The sequence below is a fragment of the Donghicola eburneus genome (genome assembly GCF_900115865.1).
In the GTDB taxonomy this organism is placed as follows: Bacteria; Pseudomonadota; Alphaproteobacteria; order Rhodobacterales; family Rhodobacteraceae; genus Donghicola; species Donghicola eburneus.
On the sequence record NZ_FOXY01000004.1, the window covers coordinates 156,608 to 173,995 of the forward strand.

The following is a 17,388-nucleotide window of genomic DNA, read 5'->3' on the forward strand; positions in this document are numbered from 1 at the left end:
TTATGCGAGGATGTAGCGCCCAAAGTTGATGGTCACATGTCGATTATTCGGGGCTGTTCAAGAGCTCTTCGCGCGTGAGCGAAAATTGCGCCTCTATCCAGCGTTTTTCAAGTTGCTTCAGACGCAGACCCAGTTGTGCACCCTGATAGGCTGGCATCAGATCAACCGCTTTGACTGGGAATTTGGCCGCGGCACTTTTGGCCACCGCAGGGCCATCCGTCATCGGCACCCCCATGAGCGCCGCCCGCAAAATCATCGCTTGCAGGCCCCGCTCTGCACCCAAGCGATACCCGATTTCATGAGCTGGTGCGCCCTCTGTCGCGGAGTCCCGCAATTCAGCGAGGGCTCGCGCCTCGGCCTTGGACAAGCGCAAGCGGGTGGCCGCCTCGCAATTTCCCAGCGATGCGAGACGGAGCATCGGATCGGGGGCCAACCCTGCCTCGGCCTCCAGATGGACGAGCGGCCCTAACGCGGTCGCATCCGCGCCTGGCAAAACTTGCATCAGCACACCAGATTGCGCCATTGCCGCGACTGCGCGTGTCGGCTCCGCTGCCGTCAATAATTTGCGCATCTCAGCGCCAAGCCGCTCTGCCGCCAGTTTCAAGATTCCATCAGACAATTCGGCACAGGCCGCCAAGCCGTCTGGGTCGATCCCCAGATCTGGATTTCCGTACCAGGCCGTAAAGCGGAAGAACCGCAAGATACGCAGGTAGTCCTCTTGGATGCGCTGATACGGGTCACCAATGAACCGAACGTGCCCTGCTTTTAGATCTGGCAAACCACCCAAGGGGTCCGCGATCACGCCACTCCGATCTGCATAAAGCGCATTCATGGTAAAATCCCGCCGCGCAGCGTCGTCGTCCATCGTATCGGCAAAGGCCACAACCGCATGACGGCCAAAGGTCTCGACATCGCGGCGAAAAGTCGTGACCTCGTGACCGATCCCACCGGAAACAACTGTGATGGTGCCGTGTTCAATACCGGTGGGGACAGGCTTGAGCCCTGCCTTCTGTGCCAGTTCCATGACGGTTTCGGGTCGCGCATCGGTGCAAATGTCGATGTCATCCACAGGCGCATTGATCAGAGCGTTGCGGACACAGCCTCCGACGAACCATGCCTGATAGCCGGCCTCAACCAACATCACGCACACCGCTTGGGTCGCGGGACGCTCTAGCCACGGGCCGGAAAGTTTCATGTGAAACGCTCCGCCAAGCCGCGCAGAACGCGCGCTGTCGCGCCCCAGATATAATAGGGCCCGTAGGGTACGGCAAAGTAATAGCGGCGAGACCCGCGCCAACGTCGACCGTGCACCATGAAATTCTCGGAATTGGTCACGTGCTGCATCGGCACGTGGAAAACCTCTGCCACTTCGCCCAGTTCGGGCACCGGAGTGAACCCGCTTCTTAGCACTCCGATGATTGGCGTCATGGTAAACCCTGTCACGGTCTCGTGCGGGGGCAGCGCGCCCAAAACCTCAACCGAGTTCCGAGGTAATCCGATTTCTTCGTGCGCCTCACGCAGAGCAGTGGCGACCAGATCGGCATCTGTTTCATCCTGCTTACCACCAGGAGCTGCGATCTGACCGGGGTGGTGTTTTAGGGCCGAGGACCGCTTGGTCAGCCAAAGCCGTGCACCCGAAGGAGACGCCTCGAACGCAAGCAAAACAGCGGCGGGGCGCAGTTTGCGACCTTCGGGCAAGACGACCTCTGGGTTGAGGTCGAAATCCGAGGACGGCGCGGCCTCTTTGGCCAGCGCCGCCGTCAATGTTGTGATCAGATCAGTCCTGCTGCTCATCAGAGCCGCCTTCGGGCTGCACCGCATCCTTGCCGACTGTCGCGGGGTCCAGATCGTAATGCGCGCCGCAGAACTGGCAGTCCGCTGTGATCCGGCCATCGTCTGTCAGCATGTGGGTCAAGTCCTTGGCTGAATAGATCGACAGGGTTTGACGCACGCGTTCCTCAGAGCAGGTGCACCCAAACTTCACGACCTGAGAGTCGAACACGCGCGGCTGCTCTTCGTGGAACAGTCGGATCAGAAGATCGGTGGGCGAAACAGTCGGGCCAATCAGTTCCATTTCTTCGACACTGTCGAGAAGGATGTTCGCGCGGTTCCAATTCTCTTCGTCGTCCCCGTGGACCAGATCGTTGGCTGTCAGGGTGCCGCCTTCGCCCGAGCCGCCTTCGCCACTAGCAAAGGGCGACGCTTTAGGCATGTGCTGCAGCATCACGCCGCCAGCACGCCAATACTCACCACGACCGCCTGGTTCGACCGAACGGCCAAAGTTAATCGAAAAGCGGGTCGGCAGCTGTTCAGACTGGGCAAAGTACCCTTCGGCCGCCGCAGACAGCGAGGTCGTGTTCAAGGGCGCAATGCCTTGGTAAGGCTGCATGTCGGGGCCTTGGTCAATCAGAACCGCAAAGTAGCCCTGCCCGATGTGATCAATCGGCGCCAAGGCGTTATCGATCCGATCTTCGTCATAGCTGGCATAGGCACGAATGCGGGCAGGCTCGCCCTCTTCTGTCGGACCATAATAATCCGTCGCGATCATCCGCACGGGGCCCTTGGACTGCACCTGCAGAGATAGCTTCCAGCGCAGCTTGATGGTCTGGCCGATCAAAGCGGTCAGACACGCCATCTCCGCGACCAAGGCTTCGACCACAGGTGGGTAGTTGTGCTGTTTCAGAATGCCATCGAGAACGCCGTCCAAACGGGCGACACGACCACGCACATCAGCGTTGTCCAACTGGAACGGCAATACCGTGTCGTCCCATGCGATTTTGTTTGCAATCATTTCGGGGTATCCTTACGCGCTTGGGGGATGGCATACCGCGCCCATATAAGGGCTACAAGCGTCTGTCCAAGAGGGATGGGCCTGATGCATCCCCAATTTGCAAAAACACATGGATCTGAAATGCGTAGATTTGGCGAGCCCCGCGACCTGACTGTTTCCTACACCAGACGCCCCGGAGCTTATGCGATCCTGATCCGCGACGGGCAAATTCTGCTGACATTTCAACAAAGCCCAGAGCCGGAGTTCCAGCTGCCCGGCGGCGGGATTGATCCGGGCGAGACCGCGATCCCTGCCCTTCACCGCGAAGTTTACGAAGAAACCGGTTGGAAAATCTCGACCCCTCAGAAAATCGGGACGTACAAGCGGTTCTGCTACATGCCCGACTACGACATCCACGCCGAAAAAATCTGCTCGATCTACGTTGCACGCCCAACCCAACGCGTCAGTCCGCCGATCGAAGAAGGGCATTTCGCGTTTTGGCTGCCCTTGGCCGAGGCTCCAGCGCTACTGGCCAACAGCGGGGATCGGTTCTTCCTCGATCGGGTTCTGGCCACTTTGTGATCCCGAGACATGCCAGAGGATTGCAGAGATATCGTCCTCGAAATCTTCGGTACCCGTGCGGTCGGCGAGATGCCACATAAGCGCATCAAGCGCCGCCCGTGGCCCATGATCCGCTAGGTCACCCAGAATGGTGCTTGTCTCTTGCTCTCCGAGCATAACCCCTGTGGTATCCTCGCTCTCGGAAATGCCGTCAGACAAAATCCACAATCGGTCGCCGGGCGCCAAGGTCGTGTCCACAGTCTCGTATTCTGCGCCTGAAATGAGCCCAACGGGCATGCCACCCTCGCCCAAAAACTCTGTTTGTCCGTTGGCGCGCAATACGATGGGATGAGGGTGTCCAGCCTGACAGAGCGACAAGGCACCGGTCCGCAGATCCATATGCGCCAGAACCATTGTAGCGTAATGATCCGTGCATATTTCCTTGAGCAGACGCTCATTCAGGCGCGCAACGGCGATGTGCGGGGCACATGGACGATATCCCTCTGAGGTCTTTTCGAAGGCCACATTTGACCCCAGATGCCCGGGCGAGAGGTACGCTGCAAGCCGCGCTGTCATCAGCGCACTGCTGATCCCATGCCCCGAAACATCAATCGCATACATCAGGACTTGCTCGGGACCGGACGGCACAAAACCAACCAGATCACCGCCAACATGCCCCGAAGGCCGCAGCATCAAGGCAATTTGTCCAACCCCAAAATCCTTGAACCTCTCTGGGACCAGTGACTGCTGCAACTGGCGCGCCTCAGTGAGTTCCTGCTCTTGCGCTTCATAGAGCCCCTTAAGCTCACTTAGCGCAGAGCACAGACGAGAATTGTTCTCCCGCAGTTGCTCTTGCATCTGCAAGATGCGCTCTCCGGCCAAAAGACGCGACTCCAGCTCCTCTATATTGACGGGCTTGGTCAAAAAGTCATCGGCACCACAGTTCAGTCCCTCGGCCACTGCGCCCTTTTCGCTGCGCGATGTCAGCAGAATAAAATATCCGTAGCGGTCTGCTGACATCTGCCGAAACGCGCGGCAAAACTCGATACCGTCCATGCCAGGCATCATCCAGTCACTCAAAATAATATCCGGCGAGTCTGCGGCGCACATCCGTAGCGCGGTCGCACCACACTCTGCCTCTGACACCTCGTATCCGCGTTTTGTCAGCATCACCCGCAGGATGCGCCGCTGCAACGCGCTGTCATCCACCACAAGGATTTTGAACGGACGGCCCATGCTACCCTGCGATGTGCCCAAGGGGCGATCATCTGAAATCATATCGGTTGTCCCATTACCCACGGGACTCAGCACTCGCAGAGCCGTCTTAATCAGAGGTAAAACGTAAAATTCTGCGGGTTTGGGTCGATTATTTACTTGAAAGTAAGAGACGTCGTGCCAGCTTTGGAACAGGTGTATAGGGGCAACTAATAAATGATTGATTGGGATCGCATCAAAGAATTGCGCGACGAGATCGGAGCCGAAGATTTTGCCGAAGTGGCAGAAATGTTCGTGTCAGAGGTTGATGCATCCATCGACACCCTGCGGACCTCGCCGAACATGGGCACATTGGGCGAAGATTTGCACTTCCTCAAAGGCAGCGCCCTGAACCTTGGCTTCGCGGAATTGTCCCGTCTGTGCCAAGAAGGCGAAATTGCCGCGCGAGCTGGCAACCCCGAAACTGTGGACATTGGCCAGGTCGTTTCGACCTACGATGCTTCTAAAGAACAGTTTTTGAACAGCGCCCTCGTCAAGGGCGCTGCCTGATCAAATCAGGAACTGCGCGAGCAGATCGTCGTTCGTGATGTCTGTATAGACAAATCCTGCGGCATCCAACTTGGCGAAGAACCCAGCAAAGTTGCTTGCATCATCTGTCTCGATCCCGATCAGGACGGAACCAAAATTGCGCGCTGACTTCTTCAGGTACTCGAAACGCGCGATATCGTCCTTGGGGCCCAAGAGGTTCAAGAACTCTTTCAAGGCACCCGGACGCTGGGGGAGTCGCAGGATGAAGTACTTCTTCACGCCCGAATAGCGCTGCGCCCGCTCTTTGACCTCTGGCAGACGCTCGAAATCAAAGTTTCCGCCCGAGGCGACACAGACCACAGTTTTCCCGCGAACCTGATCGCGGATGTCCGCTAGAACGTCGATTGCCAAGGCGCCGGCGGGCTCCAGTACGACCCCTTCGACATTCAACATATCGAGGATGGTGACGCAGATCCGATCCTCTGGCGCAGCAAAGACTTTGTTCACCGGCAGATTCTTCAGAATCTCAAAGGGCTTGGCCCCGATCTGGGCTACCGCCGCGCCGTCCACAAAACTGTCCACACGTTTCAGCTTCATCGGGCGGCCCGCTTTGAGCGCTTCGCTCAAGCTCATACCGCCCAATGGCTCGACCAAGCTGTAATCCGTGCTTTCCCCAAAATAGTTGTACACACCCGAAGACAAACCGCCTCCGCCCACAGGCAGCACGATTTGATCCGGCGCGCGCCCCAAGGCTTTCTCGATTTCAACTGCCACACTGGCCTGTCCCTCTATCACGTCGGGATCGTCAAAGGGTGACAGGAAATGCGCACCTGCCTCGGTGCAATAAGCCTGCGCTGCGGCCAGAGTGTCGTCGAAATAATCCCCGATCAGCCGGATCTCGACCGCATCCCCGCCAAAAGTCCGCGTTTTCATGATTTTCTGCTGCGGGGTGGTCACAGGCATATAGATCACGCCTTTGACCCCGAAATGACGGCACATGTAGGCCACGCCCTGCGCGTGGTTGCCCGCGCTGGCGCAGACAAACACGTTGCTGTCGGGATTGTTCGCCAAGACCTTGCGCATAGAATTTAGCGCGCCGCGGATCTTGTAACTGCGGACAGGGCTCAGATCCTCGCGCTTGAGCCAGATATCGGCGTCGTAGCGCTTGGAGAGGTAATCGTTACGGAGCAAGGGTGTTGCGGGGAACACCTCGCGCATGGCGGCTTCGGCGGCTTGGGCCAGAGTGCGAAAATCGGTCATGCCGATATCTGTGGCTCAACCGCCGATCCCGCGCAAGGCGTCAATCTGCCAGAGGGCGCTCTTGGACAAAGTGACCGTAGAACGTGGTCAACAGGCTGACTGTCACCAGCGTCAGGAACCAGCTGGCCGCAATTTGTGCCAACAGTCCAAGGAACGGGATCAGCGATCCGATCAGAACCACTGGAATTTGGATCGCCAGCATCAGCATGAACTGCAGCAGAACAAGCAGGATGATCGAGCTAAACAGCCCGCGCGTCTGGTGCCATGCGTCGCGAATGGACAGCGACTCGCCCACAGCTACCGCAGGCAGGACAGGGCAAAGACGATAGAACAGTGCGCCGACAAACAGCATGCCCGCTAAACCAAAAAACACGGCAATCGGGGGGGCAAAAACTGCAGTGATGGTGACGGACAGGCCAACACACAAAGCCGCTGCAATCACAATCGCCATGATCAGCAGAGATTTGCCAAAGTATCGGCCCACAGCTGGGGCGTTCCACGTGGGCAACCAACCGCTCGGCATCTCTTCGAGCAGGACATAGCGGTGCCACGCGACGGCGATCCACATGCTGATAATGATGTAGGCCGCAATCAGCACGATCGACAGCAGCATGTTTGTCGGAGACATCCCAAATTCACCATGAGCCATCCCGTTGCCCATGCCGCCTTGGGGCATCTGGCTCGAGATCGAGAAATCGAACACTGCGATGATCAGGTAAAGCACGCCAGAAATTTTCAGCGCCTCGCGCCAGTTGCGCGCCACTATCAGCACCGCGTGTCGAAACAACATCCAAGCCGTCATATGCTCACCCTTAACTAGAAGTCTGTGCCTTGAATCGCGTGGATCATCTGGCCGGTCAACAACTTCACGCACGATTTCCGCGCGCAGTAGACCGGAAAACACAGGATTCTAGCGGCTCAACTTGCCCCCGCGCAGAAAACCCGCTATCGGCCCATTGTCCGATTAAAGGGGAATTCTTCATGTCCGCGCCCAAAAAAGTCGTCCTGGCCTATTCCGGTGGCCTTGATACCTCGATCATCCTGAAATGGCTCCAGACCGAATACGGCTGCGAAGTCGTGACCTTTACCGCTGACCTCGGTCAGGGCGAAGAGCTGGAACCTGCTCGCAAGAAAGCCGAGCTTCTGGGGATCAAGCCTGAAAACATCTACATCGAAGATGTCCGCGAAGAGTTTGTTCGTGACTTTGTCTTCCCCATGTTCCGCGCAAATGCGGTCTACGAAGGCCTGTACCTTCTGGGCACCTCGATCGCGCGTCCGCTGATTTCGAAGCGTCTGGTCGAGATCGCAGCCGAGACCGGAGCTGACGCTGTGGCACACGGCGCAACCGGCAAGGGCAACGACCAAGTTCGTTTCGAACTGGCCGCCTACGCGCTGAACCCCGACATCAAAGTAATTGCGCCCTGGCGTGAGTGGGACCTGTCCAGCCGGACCAAGCTGATCGAGTTCGCTGAAAAGCACCAGATCCCGATCGCCAAGGACAAGCGCGGCGAAGCGCCCTTCTCGGTCGACGCGAACCTCTTGCACACCTCGTCCGAGGGCAAGGTTCTGGAAGACCCCGCAGTCGAAGCACCCGATTACGTCTATCAGCGGACCGTCCACCCCGAGGACGCCCCCAATGAACCCGAGTTCATCGAAGTTGGTTTCGAAAAGGGCGACGCAGTCAGCATCAACGGCGAGGCGATGAGCCCCGCAACCATCCTGACCAAGCTGAACGAACTGGGTGGCAAGCATGGCATCGGCCGTTTGGACCTGGTCGAGGGTCGCTTTGTTGGCATGAAGTCGCGCGGCATCTACGAAACGCCCGGCGGCACCGTCCTGCTCGAGGCACACCGCGGTATCGAACAGATCACTCTGGATCGCGGCGCAGCCCACCTGAAGGACGAGTTGATGCCCCGTTATGCAGAGCTGATCTACAACGGCTTCTGGTACTCGCCCGAGCGTGAAATGCTGCAGGCTGCCATCGATAAGAGCCAAGAGCATGTCGACGGCACCGTACGTCTGAAGCTATACAAAGGCTCTGTTCGCACTGTTGGCCGCTGGTCGGACAACAGCCTCTACTCCGAAGCGCACGTGACCTTTGAAGAGGATGCAGGCGCCTACGATCAGAAGGACGCGGCAGGCTTCATCCAGTTGAATGCACTGCGTCTGAAACTGCTGGCCGCCCGCAAGCGCCGCAACAAATCGTAAGTGCAGGACGCACCGTCAGTCTTGATTTGGCTCGCTTCGGCGGGCCATTTCTTTTTCTGAACTCATCAGTTTAGAGGTTTCCTAATGAGCACAACGCTCCAAGACATTGCGGACCGCGTCGCGCCCGTTCTGGCCACCAGTACCAATGAGAAAAGCCTGAAGATCGACTGCGGTGCAGACGGCATTATGGTGCTGGACCGCCAAGAGGTCGCGATGGAGGACCGCCCCGCGGAATGCACCATCAAAATCTCGCTCGAAAACCTGAAAAAGCTGCTCAAGGGCCAACTGAACCCGATGACTGGTGTCATGATGGGTAAAATGAAAGTCAGCGGCAATCCGTCCGCCGCAATGGAACTGGCCAAGTTCCTGAAATGAAAAAGGGCCCGCCAAAGCGGGCCCAGTTCGCCTAATCGAGTGGTGGTTATTGTGCGGTGATAACCTTCATAACCAGTGCATCGTCGACTTTGATCGGACCATCTTCTTTGGCGCCAAGGGTGTATTCAAACACACCGGTCGACATGCCACCGTCTTCGCCGTGGACCATCAGCATCAGCATATCGCCAGTTGCGACATCTTCCTGCAGGATCGCTGCAACGTCGGTGTTCTCACCTTCGCGCAGGGGGGCGTAGCCGACGACGGGGCCGGGCTTCATTTCCGAGTCAGTGCGGTGAACAACCATCCAGCCGTTCGCAGGCGCCATGACTTTGGAGGCCGAGACAACACCGTTCGAAACGGACTGGTCTGCGGCGTCAACCATGGGAGCCATGCCGTGGCCCGCTGCAAATGCGGTTGTCGCGGTAATCGAAGCTGCGGCGGCTGCAATCAAAAAAGTCTTCAAGGAAAAATCCTCCCGGTTCAGAGAGAGCACTCTTTGCCCTCTTTCTGATAGGGTTACGCTCGGGAACGATCATTTGGACGCATCGAGAGTGTTCACGACAGATCACGTAAAAGAGAGCGCCATCTTCTGCATCTGTTCGTAGTGCGGCATGGCCCCATCTACGAGAGGCTGCAAAGCTTCGGGGACATCAGGCAGCGGCCCCTCGACACCGGCAAAACCTGTCGATTGATGCACAGCGCCGTACCAGTGCGCAGCCCAAACGCCGTCGTCGGGATGCGGACCAGCGGGCCAATGCAACATAGATGGGTCAAATTCCAACCCAACCGCATCACACATGGCCCGCAGCCCCGCCTCTGGCGCACGGCGGATGTCAGCACTGTCGATAACCACAGGTGCGATACCTTTGGCCATCAGCTGGTTGCACAGTTCGTACTGCTGAACGAACCCGATGCTGTCTAGCGTCACGTTGTCATACTTCGCGGAAAAGCTCGCAACGACCCGCGCAGGATGGCGGATCAGAAACACGTTGGTGCACTCTTCGATGAATTCCCTCGGAATGCCGTCTATCATGTGCTGCGACATATGCTTGTGGTAGACGTGCGGCTTTGCCGTCGGGGCCAGTAGGCCAGCAATGACCTGATCGGGATCGGTGGGCTGGCTGGCAATGATCTGGTCCCCCATCGGATGGATCAAACCCGTTTTCGCCAGATACGCGGCATAAAACGGTTCATCCACAGCGGTAAAATCCTCTCTGTGGCCAAAAGCGTACATCATCGCAGTCGACAGATTACGGGGGCCTGACCAGACAGCGAGCCTCATTCGCCCGCCTCCTTGGCGACCAAAGCTTTGTAGAGGTCTCGGATGCGCTGGGTCATCGGCCCCATCTCGCCCGAGCCGATTTGGCGCCCGTCAATCGACCCAACAGGCGTCTGCGCCCCGAATGTGCCCGTCAAGAAAGCTTCGTCCGCGCCGTAGGTGTCAACGAGGCTATAGTTGCGTTCGAACACAGGGATACCCGCCTCTCGACAGACTTGAATAACCTTGGCGCGGGTGATGCCGTTCATGCAGTAGTCACCCGTGCTGGTCCAAACCTCTCCCTTGCGGACGATGAAAAAGTTGCAGGCGTTCGTGGTGTTGACGAATCCATGGACGTCCAGCATCAGCGCCTCGTCCGCGCCTGCCTTTTCCGCCGCGATACAGGCGAGAATGCAATTCAGCTTGGAATGGCTGTTGAGTTTCGGGTCTTGGGTCATAGGCAGCCCGCGCTGATGCGGGACTGTCGCCAGACGGATGGGACGCGGAATTTTGGGCTGCGAATGCTCCATGATGATCACCACAGTGGGTCCCTGCTGGGACAGCGATGGGTGCTGAAACGGGCGCGTCTTGATCCCCCGTGTCACCATCAAGCGCGCATGGGCATCGGTGTGCATGTTGTTTACGGCGCGCGTTTCTTCCAGAGCTGCGAAAACCTCGGCCCGCGTCATGCCGATATCGAGATCAATGGCGAGCGACGCCTCGAACAGGCGGTCCAAATGATCATCCACGAAGGCCCACTTGCCATTGTACAGGCGCAGACCTTCCCAAATGCCGTCCCCAAGCATGAAGCCGCTGTCGTAGACACTCACCAGCGCCTCGGCCTTGGGCTTTAAGGCACCGTTCACGTAGATCAGGATCTCTTCGTTGCGGGGGTCGTCCTGCGATTGGTGGGTCGAGACTTGGTCTGTGTCGGTCATTCTGCGCGCCTTTTCCATATCGGTTTGGCCGCAGACTGATCTTGCCTCCTGACGAAGGCAAGTGGCTGTACATGATGAATCGAACAGAGGTCAGACCGAAACGATCTGATCAGCTTTGGCTGGACCCGAAAGAGGCGTCCTGAACCTCTTTGAGATCAGGAATAACATCCGCTGTCCCCAAACGCTGCACCATGAGCGAAGCAGCGCGCTGCGCCAAATCGATTGCCTGAGGAATGGTCATCCCTCGGTCCAGACTGGCCAGAACATAGCCGGTAAAGGTGTCACCCGCGCCCGTGGTATCCACAACGTCGGCCGGATAGCTCGGGAATTCAGTGACCTCGTCGCCATGATGCCATGCGCAGCCTTTGCCGCCCTTGGTGACGATGATATCGGCGATCGGCAGGCTCGAAAGCGTGGTGTTCATCTCGTCCTGCAACTGCTGCGCTTCAATCTCGTTCAGGAACAGCAGATCAGCACGCGGCGCGATTTGCGCAGCATCTTTGGCAACGAAGGGCGCCGCGGCATAGGCGACCTTCATGCCCACCTGCTTTGCCATATCGGTCGCCTCTTGCAAGCCGTTGGTTTCGTTCTGCATCAACAGCCAGTCTTGCGGCCCGCCTTCGCAGATCGCGGCAGCAATCATCTTTTCCGTGATTTCAATATTCGCGCCGGGCAGGATCAGGATACTGTTTTCACCCTCAGGATCGACAGAGATGATTGCGTGCCCCGTTGGCACGTCCAGTGTCGAGACGTGGCGCGTGTCGACCCCGTATTCCAGCAAACGGTCCGTCGCCCACGTGCCATCCTCGCCGATAGCGCCGATGTGAAACACGCGCCCAGCCGCGCGGGCGCAGGCCACTGACATGTTTGCGCCCTTGCCCCCTAGACCGCGTGTTACAGAACTGGCCGCCAGCGTTTCGCCCGGTTGGGGCAGGTGCGGGACTTGATAGGTGTAGTCCGCGTTGATCGATCCAAGATTGAAAACGGTCATCTGCGCCCCCTGAAGCAATGATCTGAAACGCATAAAACGCCCGCGAGGGGCGTTTTACAATGGTTTGCGCTATGTTTCTAACTTAGCCGACTTTGCAGGCCGCCAGAAGCGCCATGTTCAGAATGTCAGTCTCTGTCATGTTGGTCGAGCAGATCTGGATCGACTGGTCCACGCCGGTCAGGATCGGTCCGATCACAGTCGCGCCACCCATTTCCTGCATCAACTTGACCGAGATGCTAGCCGAGTGACGGGCAGGCACGACCAGAATGTTCGCTGGCCCCGACAGACGGCTAAAGGGATAGGCCTCTGCTGATTTCGGGTTCAGTGCCACATCCACAGTCATCTCGCCTTCGAATTCGAAGTCCACGCCGCGATCTTCGAGCACTTTGGGCGCCAACGCCATCTTTTCTGCGCGCTCCGAGCGGGGATAGCCAAAGGTCGAGAAGCTGACGAACGCCACGCGGGGCTCAAGGCCCAGATGACGGGCCACGCCTGCACCGCGCTCTGCAATGTCAGCCAGATCGCTGGCTTCGGGCCATTCGTGGACCAGCGTGTCACCGATCAATACGATTTTACCATTGCGCAGCAGCGCAGTGATACCAGCCGCACCATGTTTCGCATCTGCATCGAACACGTGGTTGATCAACTCAAGCACGTGGGCCGATTTGCGGGTCGCACCGGTGACCAGACCGTCGCCGTGACCGTGCGCCAGCATCAGGGCCGAGAACACGTGACGATCACGCGCCGCGAGACGGTGGATGTCGTGACGGTCGTAGCCTTTGCGCTTCAGGCGCTCGTACAGGAACTCTTTGTAGGTCTCGAGGTGACGGGTGTTCGCCGCGTTCACGATTTCCAGTTCGCGAACGGCATCGCCCATGCCTGCGGCTTCGAGCTTTTCCTTCACGTCTGCTTCGCGGCCAACGACCAAGGCTTTGCCCAGACCCGAACGCTGGTACTGCACAGCCGCGCGCAGAACGCGAACGTCGTCACCCTCGGCAAAGATCATGCGCGCCTGTGCAGCTTTTGCGCGGGCATGGATGCCGCGCAGGATGCTGGCGGTCGGGTCCATGCGGCCCTTGAGCGAAACCTCGTAGGCGTCCATGTCGATAATCGGACGGCGCGCCGCGCCGGTGTCCATACCGGCCTTCGCCACTGCGGGCGGAATGCGGTAGATCAGACGCGGGTCGAACGGGGTCGGGATGATGTAGTCACGACCAAACGACAAGTTGCGGCCATAGGCCAACGCCACTTCGTCCGGAACGTCCTCGCGGGCCAGTTCAGCCAGAGCTTCGGCGCAGGCGATCTTCATCTCGTCGTTGATGGCACGAGCGTTGATGTCCAGCGCACCGCGGAACAGGTAGGGGAAGCCCAGTACGTTGTTCACCTGGTTCGGGTAGTCACTGCGTCCAGTCGCGACGATTGCATCGACGCGAACTTCGTGCGCCTCTTCCGGAGTGATCTCGGGATCGGGGTTCGCCATCGCAAAGATCACGGGATTGTCTGCCATGGACGCCACCATGTCGGGGGTCACAGCGCCCTTGACCGATACGCCAAGGAACACGTCCGCGCCGTTCATCGCCTCTTCCAGCGTGCGCAGGTCAGTTTTCACCGCGTGGGCCGATTTCCACTGGTTCATGCCTTCGGTGCGGCCCTGATAGATCACGCCCTTGGTATCACAGACGATGCAGTTCTCGTGACGTGCACCCATGGATTTCAGCAGTTCGATACAGGCGATGCCCGCAGCACCCGCGCCGTTCAGAACGATCTTCACATCCTCGATCTTCTTGCCGCTGATGTGCAGGGCGTTGATCAGGCCGGCGGCACAGATCACGGCGGTGCCGTGCTGGTCGTCGTGGAAGACGGGGATGTCCATCTCTTCTTTCAGGCGCTGCTCGATGATGAAGCATTCGGGCGCCTTGATATCCTCGAGGTTGATGCCGCCAAAGGTCGGGCCCATCAGTTTCACGGCGTTGATGATCGCATCGGGATCTTCGGTATCCAGTTCGATGTCGATCGAGTTCACGTCGGCAAAGCGTTTGAACAGAACCGACTTGCCTTCCATCACGGGCTTGGACGCCAGCGCGCCAAGGTTGCCTAGACCCAGAACAGCCGTCCCGTTCGAGATCACCGCCACAAGGTTGCCCTTTGTGGTGTAGTCATATGCGACCTCGGGGTTCGCTGCGATTTCCTCGCAGGGAACAGCCACGCCGGGCGAATAAGCCAGCGACAGGTCGCGCTGTGTGGTCATGGGAACGGTCGCAGTCACCTCGAACTTGCCGGGGGTGGGGTTCAGGTGAAAGGCCAGAGCCTCTTCGCGGGTGACTTTATTCTTCGACATTCTCATTTCCCTCAGTGGAGCGCGTAGGTCCCTAACCCCTTGTTTCGGCTGTCTCAACAGTCGGCCACAATGGTTGCGCTAACAAACGCGTATTCCCTTCATTCGATTTGCGATTTCGCAGTTTATTTCGAGATGTTCAACACATAATTATCAAAAATGATCTATTTTTGTAATTAAGTTACTCTGTGGGTGTATCCAATGTTTTGCCTTTTGGCGCTGGCCCTGACAGGGTATCCCCTCTGGAAACGGGACCAGAGTTAACACGACCAGAGGCAGCATGGCAGCAACCGGCGTTACGCCGATGATGGCGCAGTATTTGGAAATCAAAGAGGCTCATCCGGGGTCTCTGCTGTTCTATCGCATGGGCGATTTCTACGAGCTATTCTTTGACGACGCCGTCGCTGCGGCAGAGGCGCTGGATATCGCGCTAACCAAACGCGGCAAGCACGAGGGCGACGACATCCCCATGTGCGGCGTTCCTGTGCACGCGGCCGAAGGGTATTTGCTGACCTTAATCCGCAAGGGCTTCCGCGTCGCCGTCTGCGAGCAGATGGAAGACCCCGCCGAAGCCAAGAAGCGCGGATCGAAGTCTGTCGTGAAACGCGGCGTCGTGCGTCTGGTGACGCCTGGCACACTGACTGAGGACTCGCTTCTAGAAGCGCGCCGCCATAACTATCTGGCCGCGCTGACCGAGGTCCGCGGCGAAGTCGCTTTGGCCTACTCCGACATTTCGACCGGCGAGTTGCGGGTGGTGTCCCTGCCCGAGGTCCGGATCGGGCCGGAATTGGCGCGCCTGATGCCGCGCGAGGTTCTGCTGAGCGACAACAAAGAAGAAGATTGGGCCGAGCTAATTGAGGACAACGGCGCCGCGCTGACGCCCTTGAGCCGCGCCGCGTTTGACAGCACTGCCGCCGAGGGGCGCCTGTGCAAGCTCTACAAGGTCGACACGCTCGATGCCTTTGGCAGCTTTACTCGTGCCGAATTGTCCGCGTTAGGTGCGATCGTCGAGTATCTGGACATCACGCAGAAAGGTACCCTGCCCCTGTTGCGCGCGCCCGTGCGCGAGGCTCAGGACCGTGTGGTGCAGATCGATGCCTCGACCCGCCGCAATCTGGAACTGACCCGCAGTCTGTCGGGTGGGCGTCAGGGATCGCTGCTGTCTGTCGTGGACCGCACGGTGACCGCCGGTGGCGGCCGCTTGCTAGAGCGTCGCCTGTCGGCCCCGTCGCGCGTATTGGATGAAGTGCAACGCCGCCAAGAAGCCGTTGCCTATGCCGTCGATCATACGATCACGGCAAATCAATGGCGCGAGAGCCTGCGCCGCGTGCCCGATCTGGACCGCGCGCTGTCCCGTTTGTCGCTGGATCGCGCGGGTCCCCGCGACCTGACCGCTGTTCGGAACACCATCACCCAATCTCTGGATCTGGCCGAGACCTTGTCGCAGTTGGACCTGCCCCCGCTGCTGTCCCAATTGACGGTAGACATGGCCCAGCAAGAGGAGCTGCTGGATCTGCTAGATCAGGCACTGATCGCGGAGCCGCCTCTGCTGGCACGGGACGGTGGTTTCATCGCAGCCGGATTTCATGCCGAACTGGACGAAGCTCGCACCCTGCGCGACGAAGGCCGCGGGGTCGTCGCCGGCCTGCAAGCCCAGTATGCCGAAGAGACAGGCATCTCGAGCCTGAAGGTCAAACACAACAACGTCCTTGGCTACTTCATCGAATGCACCGCGACCCACGGTGAAAAGATGCTAGGGATGGGCGAACGGTTCATTCACCGCCAGACCACCGCGAACGCCCTGCGCTTTACCACTGTCGAGCTGTCCGATCTGGAGACACGCATCCTGAACGCGGGTGGCCGCGCGCTAGAGATCGAGAAGCGCCTGTTCGAGGACCTGCGCCAGGCCATTCTGGAGCAAGCCGCCCCGCTGGGGTCGATGGCCCGTGCCTTAGCCGAGTTGGATCTGACGACTGCTCTGGCCGATTTGGCCCGCAGCGAAGATTGGTGCCGTCCTGTGATCGACGACAGCCGGACCTTCCGCATTGATGCAGGTCGGCATCCTGTGGTCGAGGCCGCTTTGAAGTCGGACGGTGATCCCTTTGTCGCGAATGACTGCGAACTGTCCCCGTCCCCACGGGACGGTGCTGCGATCTGGCTGCTGACCGGTCCGAACATGGCGGGTAAGTCGACATTCTTGCGCCAGAATGCGCTGATTGCTTTGCTGGCGCAGATGGGCGGGTTCGTCCCCGCGCAGTCCGCGCATATTGGTCTGGTGAGCCAGATCTTTAGCCGCGTGGGTGCGTCGGACGATCTGGCTCGTGGTCGCTCGACGTTTATGGTCGAGATGGTCGAAACGGCTGCGATCCTGAATCAGGCCGATGACCGAGCGCTGGTGATCCTCGACGAGATCGGGCGCGGTACGGCGACCTACGACGGTCTGTCGATTGCTTGGGCCACGATGGAGCACCTACATGACGTGAACCGCTGCCGTGCTCTGTTCGCAACCCACTATCACGAAATGACCGCCCTGACCGAAAAACTGAACGGCGTGGAGAACGCGACTGTCAGCGTCAAGGAATGGGAAGGCGAAGTTATCTTCCTGCACGAGGTCAAACGCGGCGCAGCCGACCGGTCCTATGGTGTTCAGGTGGCCCGTCTGGCGGGCCTGCCCACGAGCGTCGTGGAACGGGCCCGTGTCGTGCTAGAGGCGCTGGAGGAAGGCGAACGTCAGGGCGGCGGATCAAAGCAAAAGGCGCTGATCGACGACCTTCCCTTGTTCGCTGCGATCCCACCTGCACCGCCACCGGCTGCCAAACCGGCTCCGTCGCCTGCTCTCGAGATGCTGGAGAAAATCCATCCCGACGAGTTGACCCCACGCGAGGCACTGCAACTCCTCTACGATCTCAAAGAAAAGGCCCGCCAGTAACGGCGGGCCTTTGGCATTCC

The 17,388-nt window shown here is 58.8% G+C and carries 16 protein-coding genes; 5 read left to right on the forward strand and 11 right to left on the reverse strand.

Features of this window, described 5'->3' with window-relative positions; genetic code table 11:
• Positions 1-43 precede the first annotated feature (43 nt).
• The 3 genes from BM225_RS08355 to hslO are packed head-to-tail and all read right to left on the reverse strand — an operon-like array spanning position 44 to position 2,791.
• Positions 44-1,195 (reverse strand): CCA tRNA nucleotidyltransferase, encoded by a 1,152-nt coding sequence (locus tag BM225_RS08355; protein ID WP_072708886.1) that lies wholly within the window; start codon positions 1,193-1,195, stop codon positions 44-46.
• Entirely contained in the window at positions 1,192-1,794 is a 603-nt protein-coding gene (locus BM225_RS08360) for a CoA pyrophosphatase (RefSeq protein ID WP_072708888.1), read from the reverse strand. The genes BM225_RS08355 and BM225_RS08360 overlap by 4 nt, the downstream gene beginning before the upstream one ends.
• Complete coding sequence (gene hslO, locus BM225_RS08365; protein ID WP_072708890.1) at positions 1,778-2,791, reverse strand: Hsp33 family molecular chaperone HslO; 1,014 nt, start codon at positions 2,789-2,791, stop codon at positions 1,778-1,780. Before hslO ends, BM225_RS08360 begins: the two co-directional genes overlap by 17 nt.
• A gap of 120 nt (positions 2,792-2,911) precedes the next feature.
• Here hslO and BM225_RS08370 point away from each other — a divergent pair, with 120 nt between their 5' ends.
• The gene (locus tag BM225_RS08370; protein ID WP_072709416.1) at positions 2,912-3,352 is read left to right on the forward strand and encodes an NUDIX hydrolase; all 441 of its coding nucleotides are present in this window, start codon (positions 2,912-2,914) and stop codon (positions 3,350-3,352) included.
• Here the strand turns inward: BM225_RS08370 and BM225_RS08375 are convergent.
• On the reverse strand, positions 3,296-4,609 hold the full coding sequence (locus tag BM225_RS08375) for a PP2C family protein-serine/threonine phosphatase (RefSeq protein ID WP_245780439.1): 1,314 nt from the start codon (positions 4,607-4,609) through the stop codon (positions 3,296-3,298). The genes BM225_RS08370 and BM225_RS08375 overlap by 57 nt on opposite strands.
• 153 nt (positions 4,610-4,762) lie before the next feature.
• On the opposite strand from BM225_RS08375, the gene BM225_RS08380 reads away from it, so the two are divergent.
• Positions 4,763-5,095 (forward strand): Hpt domain-containing protein, encoded by a 333-nt coding sequence (locus tag BM225_RS08380; protein WP_072708894.1) that lies wholly within the window; start codon positions 4,763-4,765, stop codon positions 5,093-5,095.
• Here the strand turns inward: BM225_RS08380 and ilvA are convergent, their stop codons facing one another.
• Both ilvA and BM225_RS08390 read right to left on the reverse strand, forming a co-directional pair.
• Positions 5,096-6,334 (reverse strand): threonine ammonia-lyase IlvA, encoded by a 1,239-nt coding sequence (gene ilvA, locus BM225_RS08385; protein ID WP_072708897.1) that lies wholly within the window; start codon positions 6,332-6,334, stop codon positions 5,096-5,098.
• A 40-nt stretch (positions 6,335-6,374) separates the two neighbouring features.
• Positions 6,375-7,124, reverse strand: a complete 750-nt coding sequence (locus BM225_RS08390; protein ID WP_143095355.1) for a hypothetical protein — start codon at positions 7,122-7,124, stop codon at positions 6,375-6,377.
• 191 nt (positions 7,125-7,315) lie between these two features.
• Between BM225_RS08390 and BM225_RS08395 the strand changes: the two genes are divergently transcribed.
• Positions 7,316-8,542 (forward strand): argininosuccinate synthase, encoded by a 1,227-nt coding sequence (locus tag BM225_RS08395; protein WP_072708902.1) that lies wholly within the window; start codon positions 7,316-7,318, stop codon positions 8,540-8,542.
• Between the two features lie 84 nt (positions 8,543-8,626).
• On the forward strand, positions 8,627-8,917 hold the full coding sequence (locus BM225_RS08400) for an SCP2 sterol-binding domain-containing protein (RefSeq protein ID WP_072708904.1): 291 nt from the start codon (positions 8,627-8,629) through the stop codon (positions 8,915-8,917).
• A gap of 46 nt (positions 8,918-8,963) precedes the next feature.
• On the opposite strand, the gene BM225_RS08405 is transcribed toward BM225_RS08400, so the two are convergent.
• From BM225_RS08405 to BM225_RS08425, 5 genes are all read right to left on the reverse strand, one after another.
• Positions 8,964-9,308 (reverse strand): DUF7282 domain-containing protein, encoded by a 345-nt coding sequence (locus BM225_RS08405; protein WP_245780448.1) that lies wholly within the window; start codon positions 9,306-9,308, stop codon positions 8,964-8,966.
• A gap of 174 nt (positions 9,309-9,482) precedes the next feature.
• Positions 9,483-10,199, reverse strand: a complete 717-nt coding sequence (locus tag BM225_RS08410) for a sulfotransferase-like domain-containing protein (protein ID WP_072708906.1) — start codon at positions 10,197-10,199, stop codon at positions 9,483-9,485.
• Positions 10,196-11,113, reverse strand: coding sequence for a D-amino acid aminotransferase (locus BM225_RS08415; RefSeq protein ID WP_072708907.1), 918 nt, complete (start codon positions 11,111-11,113; stop codon positions 10,196-10,198). Before BM225_RS08415 ends, BM225_RS08410 begins: the two co-directional genes overlap by 4 nt.
• A gap of 109 nt (positions 11,114-11,222) precedes the next feature.
• Positions 11,223-12,104, reverse strand: coding sequence for a ribokinase (locus BM225_RS08420; RefSeq protein WP_072708909.1), 882 nt, complete (start codon positions 12,102-12,104; stop codon positions 11,223-11,225).
• A gap of 82 nt (positions 12,105-12,186) precedes the next feature.
• The gene (locus tag BM225_RS08425; protein WP_072708911.1) at positions 12,187-14,442 is read right to left on the reverse strand and encodes an NADP-dependent malic enzyme; all 2,256 of its coding nucleotides are present in this window, start codon (positions 14,440-14,442) and stop codon (positions 12,187-12,189) included.
• A 277-nt stretch (positions 14,443-14,719) separates the two neighbouring features.
• On the opposite strand from BM225_RS08425, the gene mutS reads away from it, so the two are divergent.
• The gene (gene mutS / locus BM225_RS08430) at positions 14,720-17,368 is read left to right on the forward strand and encodes a DNA mismatch repair protein MutS (protein WP_072708913.1); all 2,649 of its coding nucleotides are present in this window, start codon (positions 14,720-14,722) and stop codon (positions 17,366-17,368) included.
• The last annotated feature ends 20 nt before the right edge of the window (positions 17,369-17,388 follow it).